General features: G+C 67.0%; 10 protein-coding genes and 1 pseudogene. 3 read left to right on the top strand and 8 right to left on the bottom strand.

Going from position 1 to position 11,905, the window contains the following annotated elements; all coding sequences use genetic code 11:
* Nucleotides 1-269: 269 nt before the first annotated feature.
* Entirely contained in the window at nt 270-1,037 is a 768-nt protein-coding gene (locus tag E9549_RS21080) for a hypothetical protein (RefSeq protein WP_236828550.1), read from the bottom strand.
* A gap of 180 nt (nt 1,038-1,217) precedes the next feature.
* On the opposite strand from E9549_RS21080, the gene E9549_RS21075 reads away from it, so the two are divergent.
* On the top strand, nt 1,218-2,177 hold the full coding sequence (locus E9549_RS21075) for a hypothetical protein (protein ID WP_236828549.1): 960 nt from the start codon (nt 1,218-1,220) through the stop codon (nt 2,175-2,177).
* Between the two features lie 486 nt (nt 2,178-2,663).
* On the opposite strand, the gene E9549_RS21070 is transcribed toward E9549_RS21075, so the two are convergent.
* Nucleotides 2,664-2,885 carry a restriction endonuclease gene (locus E9549_RS21070; RefSeq protein WP_236828548.1) on the bottom strand — a complete coding sequence of 74 codons (222 nt, stop codon included), beginning with the start codon at nt 2,883-2,885 and terminating at the stop codon, nt 2,664-2,666.
* A 141-nt stretch (nt 2,886-3,026) separates the two neighbouring features.
* Nucleotides 3,027-3,299 (bottom strand): hypothetical protein, encoded by a 273-nt coding sequence (locus tag E9549_RS21065; protein ID WP_236828547.1) that lies wholly within the window; start codon nt 3,297-3,299, stop codon nt 3,027-3,029.
* A gap of 210 nt (nt 3,300-3,509) precedes the next feature.
* On the opposite strand from E9549_RS21065, the gene E9549_RS24575 reads away from it, so the two are divergent.
* Nucleotides 3,510-4,070, top strand: a complete 561-nt coding sequence (locus E9549_RS24575) for a GIY-YIG nuclease family protein (RefSeq protein WP_374201466.1) — start codon at nt 3,510-3,512, stop codon at nt 4,068-4,070.
* 641 nt (nt 4,071-4,711) lie between these two features.
* The gene (locus E9549_RS21055; protein ID WP_236828545.1) at nt 4,712-5,152 is read left to right on the top strand and encodes a hypothetical protein; all 441 of its coding nucleotides are present in this window, start codon (nt 4,712-4,714) and stop codon (nt 5,150-5,152) included.
* 505 nt (nt 5,153-5,657) lie between these two features.
* Here E9549_RS21055 and E9549_RS21050 read toward each other — a convergent pair.
* The 5 genes and pseudogenes from E9549_RS21050 to E9549_RS21030 form a co-directional block, all read right to left on the bottom strand.
* On the bottom strand, nt 5,658-6,857 hold the full coding sequence (locus tag E9549_RS21050) for a DUF4238 domain-containing protein (protein WP_255716272.1): 1,200 nt from the start codon (nt 6,855-6,857) through the stop codon (nt 5,658-5,660).
* On the bottom strand, nt 6,751-8,961 hold the full coding sequence (locus tag E9549_RS21045) for a DEAD/DEAH box helicase (protein WP_236828543.1): 2,211 nt from the start codon (nt 8,959-8,961) through the stop codon (nt 6,751-6,753). Before E9549_RS21045 ends, E9549_RS21050 begins: the two co-directional genes overlap by 107 nt.
* A gap of 94 nt (nt 8,962-9,055) precedes the next feature.
* Nucleotides 9,056-10,495, bottom strand: a complete 1,440-nt coding sequence (locus tag E9549_RS21040; protein WP_236828542.1) for an ATP-binding protein — start codon at nt 10,493-10,495, stop codon at nt 9,056-9,058.
* Nucleotides 10,492-11,724 (bottom strand): tellurite resistance TerB C-terminal domain-containing protein, encoded by a 1,233-nt coding sequence (locus E9549_RS21035; RefSeq protein ID WP_236828541.1) that lies wholly within the window; start codon nt 11,722-11,724, stop codon nt 10,492-10,494. Before E9549_RS21035 ends, E9549_RS21040 begins: the two co-directional genes overlap by 4 nt.
* A 77-nt stretch (nt 11,725-11,801) precedes the next feature.
* Nucleotides 11,802-11,905, bottom strand: a pseudogene (locus E9549_RS21030) (IS481 family transposase); the annotation flags it as partial.

Below are 11,905 nucleotides of genomic sequence, written 5' to 3'. Positions count from 1 at the left end.
CATCGCCACCCGCTACGACAGGCTCGCCACCGTCTACCGAGGAGCCGTCGTCCTCCGGGCCATCACCATGTGGCTAACGACTTAGGAGACGCGCCCTAGCGGTCGCCAATCCGTCTTTCACCTGTACATCAACGCCTGACTCAACGCCTTTGAATGGGCTTTGCCCGAGTCAGCCGGGTCCGCCCTGGCCACCCGCTACGCGGAAGAGCCGCCTAGTTCGGGCCCTGTCTTCGCTGCGGCCATCCGGGCTGCGCGCGATCGGCAGGGCCTTAGTTGAGGAGGTGGAAGGCGACTGCTCGCAGCGCCTGACGGGACTCCGCCTCGCGGCAGGTGGCGTGCAGACGGGAGACGGTTGCTGCAAGGTCGGCGATGTTGGCCGGATGCCACTCCGTAATCGTTAACGCTCCCTTGAACAAGGCGCTGATCGGTCGGGCACTGCGGTCCAGAACGATCCAGGCCGCCTGTGTGGGGTCATCGAGGACGATGTCAGGTGTGTTGTCGACCCAGGTGCGCGTCAGGCGGTAGGAGTCGATCTGGGCGACGGCTGGAGTGACTAGGCCGGTCTTGTCAGGCGTGGTGTGCCAGCTGCACCCGCAGGTGGGTGACCAGGGATGCGCTGCTGCGGTGCGAGGCTTGAGCTGTCGCCGTAAGTGCTTCAGGGGGTCCTTGGCAAAGGGTTGTGCAGCGTTGAAGGTACTCCACGCCGTGGCCGCGGCGTGTGCGTTGAGCTTGGCCTCGATCACGGCAACCACTCGGTTGCTGGCTTCGCTCACGAGGGTGAGATCGGGGCAGTTCTGACCGGACCCGTGGAGGTAGAACCAGAGGTCTTGGTCAGCTGGCGAGCGGGTGTGACCACTGCCGGCAAGGAGAGTGTCAGCGATCGCGGTCATGACTGTGCGTTGTTCTTTGGACTTGGACAGGGCTGCCAGATTGCTGAGCGCTTCGACGAAGCCCGCTTCACCTCGGCTTAGGCAACTGTTGGGCAGGTCGAGCACTCGTTGCGCCGTCAGGACGGCCGCCGAGGTCGGGGTGGACACGGCTACTTTGTCGACGCAACACCTGGGTCGGCGTAGACCTTGGCGTTTGTCTGTCACCCGCAGCGGTGAGAGGCGGCCCAGGGTTGGCCTCCCCGGGTTGGCGCACGCCGGAGACCGAGCGTGGCTTCGGTGTCCGTTGTCTCGTGCGCTGCCCCGGTTGCGTTTCGGTGGGGAGTCTGAATGTCTGGTCAGCTGAACGGCCATGGCGGTGGTGACGAGTTCACGATCATGCGCCGATCCGACGATCCGCTGCCCGTGGTGGCGCCGACGGGATTGGCCGTCGCACGTGATCTGCTGGGTGACCTTTTGGCGGGTCTTGACGACCCGCATGCGTTCCTTCCGCTGGAGCGTCACGTCGGACGGTGCCGGGTCTGCGGCGACACACGGGAACTCACCTTCGAGCACGTGCCACCGGCTTCAGCCGGAAACACTCGCCGTGCTCGCGGGACGTCATCCTGGACGGCCGCGACCTCACCTGACCCGCTGGCCTTTCCCAGCAGTGGCTGGGTCTCCTCGCAGCGTGGTGTCGGCGGGTATGTCTTCTGCGGACCGTGCAATCACACGCTGGGTCGACGTGTCGTACCTGCCTACGGGGAGCTGGCTCGAACAGTCACCGATGCACTCGCCGGCCAAGCGCAACAGGTTGGGCATCTACCCGGCACCATAGATCTGCAACTGGGCGGCTGGCCGTTAGGGGCTGTCGCGCGCGCCGGGTTGGCCGCGGTCATGGCCGTCGGCGTGCACGACCGGCTACTGCGTCGCCATCCCGAGCTATCCGACCTGCTGCTCGGTCATCTTGGGCGGCTGCCGAGGGGTCTTCGACTAGGACTGACCGTGGTCGTGGGAGGACGAGCGCGGATGAGCGCTCCGGTGTGCTCCGCCAGTCCGGCTGGTTGCACTGTCTTCGCCGAGGCGGCGCTGCAGCCGTTCGCCTGGACGCTGTCCTTCGAGGTGCCACCACTGAGGCCACTGTCACGCAGTGCCGACGTCTCCCACTGGCTACAACACGACTGTGACGCCGTGGTGGCCGAGGAGTCACTCGCTGCACCGGTCGGCTTTCTCGACTCACCCCTGCCCGGGGACTTCCGGCCCGCCAGCGACATCAAAGCCGACATGCCTCCCGCTGGTGCGGCAATCTGAGGCGCCAACGCCGGGCGACGGGCACCGACGTCCCGCGGATGCCCGGGAGCCAGGCCACCGCACCGCGACCCGCGGCTGCGGGCTCGCCTACCGGCGTCGCCGCGCTCGCCGTCTGCTCTTCTTCGGCTTACTGCCGCCGAGCCATCCCCAGGCGAAGAACATGAAACAGGCGAAAACGAGAACCTGGATGAAACAGTCGGGATGGGTGATGAAGAAGGCGACCACGCCTAGGAGCACGGCGCCGGGAACGCTCTGTCGGATGCGGCGCGGTGTCCACCACAGGGGCGTACCCTGCGCTGCGGTCGCACCGGACGGAGTCCTCGCGAGAAGTGGGAGCCCGTGCGGCACTGCGCAGAGATTGTGCGCGTACGCGTTGGCGGGCATGTACGACCCGCTAAGCTCATAGGTGAACAGCGCGACCCGAGTCTGCTCGGCGTACTCGATCGCGTTGGACGAGTAACCCTTTCATGAAAAGAACAGACGGTGCTAGTCGGGGTGGCCATGTACCGCACCCACGAAGCTCTGTACCTCTGGGCGTCCAACTTGCTTCGCCGCCATCTTTACCTGCGCCACGGCCCCCGCCGACATGACGTCAATACCGGCGTCTCCGCTGGCGGGAGTCTCCTGCGCGTCATAGAAGCCGAGGGCCCTCATCCAGCGGGCGGCATAGACCTCGGCATCCACCGCCCTCTTGATGACTTCGGTCACGAGCCACAGCCTCGGACGCGTATCGCCGCGGGCTGCGACAACACGCGGACGTCGCCTGCAAGGTGAGACGGAAGAGAGACACGAGGTGCGTTTGGCTCGTATTTCCTTTGCTTTGCCGCACGCTGGCTGGGTGTCGGGTGGTCAGCCTCTTCCGCTGGGGTGCCGCGTCTCCGCCGCCGCTTGCGATCGACCGGCCTCGTCGCGCAGGTAAGCAGCGAGGCGGGCGGCCATCGCTCGACGTCGACGTGCCCTCCGCAGGAGCGCTTCGGCCTGCGGGCCATCGGTCGCGCCGGCTCGTGCTTCCAGCACCGCCGCCGTTTCCTCGTGCAGCAGCTTCTGCTCATGCAGCGACGCCAGCGCAGGATTGTCGAGGATCGGGTGGTGTCGCAACGGCGAAGGCAACCCAGCAGTCACAAGCGGATCGTGGCGTGACCCGTTCACGCTCGCCACTCGTCGTCCAACGGTCCATCTGATAGCCCGTTGGAGAACAAGGTGGCGGCTGTTACGCCTCGCCACCTTGTGCTGATCACTAGGCCGATTGCGCTGAAGGCAGCGCCTCCTCTACTCGGCGCCGAGCTCACAGCCGCTTTGGTCGCCCCGTGGCGGCAGTGAGAGGCTGCAGGCATGGACGCGCTCTCTGTTGCCAGGAAGTTGTGCGGCCCGCCTGTGAGCGCTGACGCAGCAACTGCCCGGCTCCCTCGCGCATCGGGGCTTTACGCCTGGTGGTCAACCCCTGGAGTACTGCCGGAAGTAGCTGGGCCCTCGCACCCCAACGACCGAGGGCTGCAACTTCTGTACATCGGTCTTGCGAGCAATCTCTGGAAGAGGGTCGCGCGTAATCACTTTCGAGGGCCGACCGGTTCGTCCACCCTGCGCCGGGCATTGGTCGCGCTGCTGATGCCGTCCGAGGGCTACACCACCCGATGGACCACAGATCGCGTCGTGCCGATCGACGCCGACGAGGAGCGCCTCTCGGGATGGATGCGCGAACACCTACGGGTGACGTGGGTGGAGCACCCCGACCCCAAGGACGTCGAAGCTGCAGTCATCAACGACCTGGGGCCGCCACTCAACCAGGACCACAACAAGGCACACCCGCTGTACGCGACGATCGCTGCCGCGCGTGCCACCTACCGGGCCTCGGCCGGACCGCGACCGCACCATGGCCGGTCACCACAGCCGTAACCGAGATTGCAGCAGGCTCACGCTCACTTGACGCGTGTGCTGGCTATGGACAGCTGGCGCGAGCGGCCTTGTTGCACCCGTCCGTCAGGCGCAATGGTGACGCTGCCGGGGGCACGATCGGGGTTGCATCTAGGCGCTGGCCGCTGGGCTTTTGCCGGCGCCGGATCGGTCGGCCGCGGTCACGACCGTCAGGATGAACGACCGGCTACTTCGTCATCAGCTGCCCGACCTGGTGCTCGATCGCCTCGGGCGTTGTTCCGTGGTCTTCGGCCTGGCGTTGACCGCACTAAGGAGACGACGATCGCGCTAAGTGCTCCAGTCTGCTCGGTCACCTCGGCTCGTTGCACCGTCTTCGCCCAGGCGGCGCTGCAGCCTCTCGCCTCCACGCGCTGCGTCGAGGTGCCACCACGGTGGACCGCCACGCCCGGAAGACGCGGAACATTGCCATCTCACCCGAAACCGAGGATGGTCTTCCACAGGTCGTCACGTCCAAGCCGAAAGGCGCGGGGACTAGATCCCCTGGTTGAGCATCCAGCTATTGGGGTCGCCCAATCACGCGCGGGTGTCGAGTCCTCGTCGGGCCTCACCGTGGACTGATTACGGGGCTCGTCAAAAGCCCAAGGGATACCACCGTGGAACACGTGGCGTTAGTCGAGCGTCAAGCCCTGACCTGGTACGTACACATTCCAGAACTACAGCTGAGCACTCCAGTGAAAGAGCCGAATGCCGCCCACGACGCCGCAGCGCGCCTGCTTGCTGATGCAGCTGGCGTAGCCATCGGCGAGGTGCAGGTGGACGCTCGTCTCATCCGATCGGGCGACGTGCTGGTCTCCACCGTGTCATCGCCGGTGAGGGCCCGACATTTCGACGGGGTATGGCATCACGGCCAACGAAGGGGTTGGGTGCGGCAGGCCGACAAGTCATGGCGAGCGTTGATTTGCTACGTCGTCGATGGCATCCAGTGGGAGCGGACGATGGCTGTGAGGCAGTTTCAACCGCTCAGCAAGGTCGAGAAGATTCCCGGCGGGGACTTGCTCCCACGGCTGCAAACGGTGCGCCCAGGGACTGAACGGGCTGCCTAGGGCGCAGGCTACCTGTTCCGGGGCGGCCAGGGGTCGCCAGCAACCGGGGGCGCAGGCCGGGCTGAGCAGGCCATGGTGGATGCCGCCTCGGGCTCCTAGCCGGCCCTTGCGGCCGCTGGGCATGAACCCATGCGACACAGTGTCCACCGACTCAGCGGGCGTTTGGTCGATCAACCCGTGGGGCGACGCTCGTGACCAGCGAGCTGGAACTGCATCTGATGTTCGCGGTCTTCACTGCTACTTGGGGTAGTCGCGGCCGTGGTTGAGTTGACGGCTTACCCGAGGCCGTCGACGTACGCGCTGAATGGAGCGGCGTCGGAGCGTTCTGACGCTCAGGTTGGCTGGAAAGCCGGACATCGACGTGGCGGGATGGTCCGCTGACCGTCGTTCGGGGAGACGAGCACCCCTGCAAGGCGGCGAGGCGCAGCCGAAGTGGTCGCCGCTTCGACAGGCACTTGATGTCCGAAATCGGCTGCTCTTCGGTTCCTGCGGTTGGGACGGGCGCTCACTTCTTCGGCAGTCGTCTCAGCCGACGCAACTCGCGGACCAGATCGCCGTCGACCCTCGTGTCGAGCACCTCATCGGCCCACTCGGTGCGGACGCCGACGTCGGTGCCGTTGATCAGGTCGCGGTCTTCTGGGTGGTGCAAGATCCACCGCTCCGCCTGTGTCGCGACGAGGGCGTTTACCAGCTGGGGACCTATCGGGTCTTGGTCATAAGACGCGGTGGTGACGGAGGAGGGGTGGCTTATTTCCAGTAGGTGCCGCCGTCCTAGCGGAAGCCACACGACCGGCGCGGTCAGCACGGTCACGGGCTCCTCGTCGGGGTGCCAGGGCACGACTGGCTCATCGCTGCTCAGCAGCGCCGGCTCGGCGAACTCGGCAATACGCCACAGGCCTGTCCACAGCCGTGGAGCAACGTCGATCAGCGCGAAGCGGAGGGCCTGCTGGATCGCGAAGGTCGTGTCGGGCAGGAGGCGAGGACCGTCCGGTCCCAGGATTCGGTCAAGGAATGCCTGGATGTCGGAGCGTCCGTGGGGCAGGCCCTGCTCGGTCAGCCAGTGCCTGACGTGGTCGACAGTTACGGTCTCCCGGAGGTGCTGCCGGGCTGCCCATGTGGCGGTCTGGCTCAAGTCTTCGCGGAAGCGTCGTCCCCGAGCGGCTTGTAATGCCACGAAGTGCACCAGGTCGTACCGCTGTTCAAGGGTCTCTGGAGGCTGTCCGGACTGCAGGATCTGCGCGATGACTGCGGCCGCCCGCCCCTCGAACACGCTGAGCAGACCTTCGACGTGTCCTGGGTCGAGCATCGAAGGATCGTCGACCTCATCGGCTCGCAGACCCGGTCGCCAGGCATAGAAGCCGACTTCGTTGCACGCGTTGTTGACGCTGCTGGGGATCGACCGGCTCAGGTCATTCCGGTCCACCAGTCGCAGCAGCCCACGCTCGTCGGCGAAGTTCCGCAGATACATCTGTGGAACGAGGTGGTGACGCGGCACATCCCCACGGTAGGAGGCCACCGGCCGCGTGCCTGGTCCGTCGGCTCCTTGGCTCGTGCTCACGTGTCTCGGTGCGGGAGCCGAGACGCCGGTGCTGCCAAGGTCAAGGCCGGTCGGCGTTCGCTTCGGTGAGGAGGCGCAGGACCGTTTGATGGGCGCTGGTCGTGTCGAGTGATTGGGCGGCGTAGTCCTCGTCGAGGAGGGCGTCATCGAGCCACATGTCGTACTTGTTTGCCTGTTTGCCGTGGACCGAGGCCGCCAGTGCACGCGGATCTTCCGGCCCTGTGGAGGCGAGCGAAGCGAGCACCGTGATCACCTGGGTGGGGTCGTCTCGCTCGCAGGTGATGGTCAGTCCGTCGTTGGTCGCCTCGACACCGTGATGGCGAAGCAGGACGGTGAGGGTGTTGGCCGTTCGTGTGCCGACCCAGGGAACGAGGATCGTGGCTGATCCGCGGGGCAGCAGACTCCTGTGGGCGAGCTCGTGCCGGTGAAAAGTGTCGCGGGCTTCGACAAGGAACTGGCGGGCGGTAGCGTTGAGGAAGGCGGGTACGCGGTCGTTGGCCAGCAGGTCCCGCATGTGGGCACGGATGCGGTCGTGCACTGCGGCGCCGTCACCGGCGAAGGTGGGTGGCCGCCCGCCTGCTGCCCGGGTCAGGTCGATGGTGCGTTGACGATCATTGATGCCAGTGACTCGCCACCGGCGGCCGCCGAAGATCAGACCGAGACCGATGTAGAGCGGGAAGTCGATGGGCAAGACCCCGAGCTGTCGGCCGCCGTGGAGGAGCCGGTATTCCTCCGGGCTGGTGAAGGCGGCGTAGAAGCTGTAGTGGTTGACCGTCCGCTCCCCCACTTCGGCGAGCAGCAGCGTCCCGTCGCGGCTCTGGTCGATGACCTCTCTATCAGCGAGGGACCGCAGGAGTGCCTTGAACCGGAACGGGGTGGTCGCCGAGAACGGGCCGTCGGCATCACACAGCGCCCGGTAGGCATCCTGCGGTGTGACGCCGCCGTGTTGGGCGATCAGGCTGAGCAGCTGTTGGACGAGGGTGGAGGTGTGCAGGACCGCCGCATCGGGTGGTTCACACCAGCCGTCGAGTAGGAGCTCGATCGTCGCGATCGTCTGCGCTAGCGATCCGCGGAGCTGGTCGGCGAGTGGTGTGCGGGGATCGATCTCCGGTTCGGTGATGTAGGTCCGCAGTATCGCCGGTTCACCGCGGCGCCCGGAGCGGCCGAGTCGTTGGCGCAGCCCGGCGACGCTTGGTGGCGGGCCGACCTGGGCGATTGAGGCGACGCTGCCGATGTCGATGCCCATCTCCAGTGTGGTGGTGGCCACGGCGGTGACTGGGCGAGCGGGGTCTTTGAGTGCCGCTTCGACGTCCTCGCGGAGTTCTTTGGACAGGCTGCCGTGATGCGGGAAGAACTCGTTGGACAGGTGTGCCTGTTCGCACAACTGGCGGAGCTGGTCGGCGTACATCTCGACTCGGCTGCGGGAGTTCGCGAAGACGAGGTTGTCGGTGCCGCGGAGGACGTCGAACAGGTGTGCCCTGATGAGGCGGGTGCTGGTGAGGGTGGCGTCTTCGCCGACGTCCTCCTCCGCGTCACCCACGGCGGATGTCGGGGTGGGACCTGCGGGGCGTGGTGCGCTGTCGAGGTAGCCACGGATGGCGAGCCGGAGGTCTTGCCCTCCGCTGGCGGACTCGATCAGGCTGACCTGATCGGGAGCGGCCGGCCGCAACTGCGCGGCGGCCAGCTGCATGTCGCCCAGGGTTGCTGACAGGCCGACACGGGCGACCCGCCGTCGCACGGTGAGTTCCAGTCGATGCAGCAGCGAGCGCAGTTGCGCTCCGCGTTCGGTTCCTAGGAAGGCGTGCAGCTCGTCGATGACGACGTACCGCAGCTGCGCGAACAGAGCAGCGACCTTGGTGCCGCGCAGCACGAACAGCGCTTCCAATGACTCCGGGGTGGTGAGCAGAATGCCCGAAGGGGCCTTGAGCAGCTTGGTCTTGCGGTCGGCGGCAACGTCGCCGTGCCACCGATGGACGGGGACGTCCGTGCCGTCGCACAGGTCGGTGAGCCGCGCGTACTGATCGTTGATAAGCGCCTTGAGTGGCGCCACATACAAGGCTTGCAGGCCCGGACCGGGAGCCGGGTCATCGAGCAGGTTGCTGATGATCGGGAGGAAAGCCGCTTCGGTCTTTCCGCCGGCCGTGGCGGCGGAGATGAGAACGTCACCGGATGGCTGGATGAGCAGCGGGACGGCGCGTTCCTGCGCATCGCGCAGCCCGGTCCAGTGATTGTCGTAGATCCAGCGCTGCACGTGCGGATGCAGCCGATCGAACGCGCGACTCTCCGCCGCTGGCGGAGATGTCGGGCTGACAGGCTGAGGGCGGGGGACGTCGCTCACGGCGCGGTCAGAGCCGGAAGTTGGCCAGGTCGTCGTCCTGCTCGGTGCCCAGGGTCTTGCTGTCCCGCCCGACCGAGGCGCCTACGGCGGCGGTTGGTGGCGGCGGAGCGAAGCCCGGTGCCACGACTGGCCGTTCCTCGCGCGTGGCCGGGACCGGGTCGGGCAGCGGCTGCAGGTCGGGGTTGGCCTCCGGCGCGAGCTCCACTCGGCCGATGAGTGTTCGCCAGTCCAGGCCGGGGTTCTGGTCCAGGACGGCGATCAGATTGAGGAACTCGCGGATGGTGGTGCGGGGCGTGCGGAAGTAGGCGTCGCCGACCCGGGTGGCGCAGTGCTGCATGAAGGCGTGCAGCGCCTCATCGGGCAACAGGTAGCTGGCGGGGTCCCCGGCGGCGTAGACGTGCCGCAGCTTGGTGAGCAGGACGTACATGTCCTCGGGTGTCAGGTTGGCCAGCCGCAGCACCGGGCTGGACATGTCGACGAGGCCACCGACAGCGAAAGCGTTCTCGGCCAGGCGGCTACGCAGCGCCTCGTAGCTGTACAGGCCTCGACGGCTGTCCATGAGCAGCTCGGGTGTTCCGCCGAAGCACACGCCGAGGCCGGACACGCGGCCCTGCAGGCAGTCGTTGACGATGCGCAAAACCTGCTCATAGTTGCTGTTGCGGCCCTGCGTGTGGGCCAGCTTGTAGAGGTTGACCATCTCGTCAAGGCAGATGAGCAGACCGCTGTAGCCGGCCAGCCGCACGAAGGTGGCCATGAGCTTGAGGGCGTCGTAAAAGCTGGCATCGTCGATGATCGTGCGGACCCCGAGCGCTGCCCGAGCTTCGGTCTTGGTGGTGTACTCGGCGCGCAGCCAGCGGATCGCGTCAGTCTTCAGTTGGTCGTTGCCGGTGTCGTAGCCGCGCCAGTAGCAGCCAATGACGTGCGCGAAGTCGTATCCGCCGACCATCTCCGACAGGGTGGCGAGCTTGTCGCTGATCACCTGACCCACGTCGGTGCCCGTGCTGTCGGCCTCGGTGCGAGCTGACGTGACGAAGCGCTCGACCACGGCGGGCAGGGCGCCGCCGTCGGGTGCTGCGCGGGTGGCGAGGTTGCGCATCAGTTCGGCGTACAGCGACCGGGCCTGGCCAGTGGTGGACTGCAGTCTGCGGTCGGGGGTCAGGTCAGCGCGGGCGGTCACGAGCTTCTTCTCCGCGGCGATGGAGCTGGTCAGCGACAGAAAGAAGGTTTTGCCTGCGCCGTACTCCCCGATGACAAAGCGGATCATGGAGCCGCCGTCGGCGATGCGGTCGAGGTCGGCGGCGAGTGCTTTGACTTCGCCGGCGCGGCCGACCTGGACGTGCTGGAAGCCTGCGCGGGGGACGACGCCGGCGCGCAAGGAGTTGATGATGGCGTCACGCTCGCGGGGGCGCAGCCAACCGGCCGTCGCCGGTGTCTGGGGGGTGGTCACCGCAGCATCTCCTCCAGCGCGAAACTGTTGATCTCGATGGGGTCGTGTCCTTCGCAGACCGGTTCACCGGTGGCCTCGACCGCGGCCTCGTTGAGGGTGTCGATGGCACCGTCAGGCAGCAGCCTCTGGCTGCTGCACAAGCGGAGAAAGGTGGCCCGGTCCCACACGGCTTGCTCGGTCAGGGCATGCAGTAAGTGGCTGTGTGGTGCGTCGAGGCCGGCGAGCACGTTGGCGACGCCGGTGCCATTCGCGTGGATGGTGGGGGTTGCTGCGGGGGTGAGTGTCGTGGTGCTCTCGGGTTCGTCGACGGTGTCGAGGAAGATGTCGGCGAGCAGCGCGGCTACGTGCTCGCTGTCGCGGCGGGTGCGTGCCAGCACCTCGGGGTCCAACGTCACGGCAGCCACGGCGTCCAGAGCGTCGGGGGCGGCGTGCCTACCGCGCGGGGCGGCGCTGCTATCCGGACGCGCGGGCAGGGCGAAGTCAAGGGCTACCGGCCCGGCGGTGCGCGCCGCAGACATCGGATCGGGCACCCGGCGGGCTGTGGCGGCGGCGTGAATCTGGGCGTAGGCGTCAGTGGCCTCGAAGCCCAGGATGGTGAACAAGCGGCTGATCTGGTTGGTCTCTGCCGGGCTGATCATTCCGTCTGCGGCGGCTACAGCCAGAAGCAGGTCCGCTGCCTGTTGGCGTTGTGTGTCGTCCAGGGCCGCGGTGCGCTTACGCAGGGCAGCCGGCGTGGGCGGACGTCGCATGACGAGTTCGAGGTGGGCGTGCAGGCGGGCGTGTTCGGTGACGTTGAGGCTCAGGCCGCGGCTGAGGTGGTCGAGCATCGCGGTGATTTCGGTGTCGGCGACCGACCCGTCCGCGGCGGCCACGGCGGCGGCCAACTGGAGAAGCACGAGTGCGCACCCGTAGTCGGGGCTCAACTCCGCCGGGAGACCTCCAGCGGTGGCGTTGGGCAGCGTGAACAGAACGATGTCTCCGTGGGGAGCAGGTGGCGTGCCGCCGTAACGCACGTCGGGTTCGATGCCGACACCCTGTCGTTCGAGCAGCGTGGCCAGCAGGTCGGTCTCGGCCTTGTTGAGGCGGTCGGGGCGGCTGGCCGGCCAACGGCTGATCACCTCGACCGCCGGTACTCGCCGGCGAGGGGCGTCGCATAGTGCGCCATGGACCCAGTTCAACAACTCCTGGGTGCTCTGGTCGGGTGCCACGTTGAGATAGGGCGGCAGCACGGCGAGCGCGGCAGGGGAGCCCGGGTCGGCTCCGCTGCGACCGAGGTACCGGCTGTAGGCGTCGAGGTCGTTGGTGGCTAGCTGTACTGACCGGGGAGGTTGGTCAAGCGGCTGATGGGTGGGTGGCCGCCGATGCCGGTGTGGGGCCGGTGGTGGTTGTAGGCGTGTAGCCAAGCAGGAA

This window comes from Blastococcus sp. MG754426, assembly GCF_021699055.1.
GTDB lineage: Bacteria > Actinomycetota > Actinomycetes > Mycobacteriales > Geodermatophilaceae > Blastococcus.
This window is presented reverse-complemented; position numbering and strand designations above follow the sequence as displayed.

Coding starts and splice junctions, on each gene's coding strand:
- E9549_RS21075 (WP_236828549.1), top strand. CDS start 1,218: ATGTCTGGTCAGCTGAACGGCCATGGCGGTGGTGACGAGTTCACGATC.
- E9549_RS24575 (WP_374201466.1), top strand. CDS start 3,510: ATGGACGCGCTCTCTGTTGCCAGGAAGTTGTGCGGCCCGCCTGTGAGC.
- E9549_RS21050 (WP_255716272.1), bottom strand. CDS start 6,857: ATGACGCCCTCCTCGACGAGGACTACGCCGCCCAATCACTCGACACGA.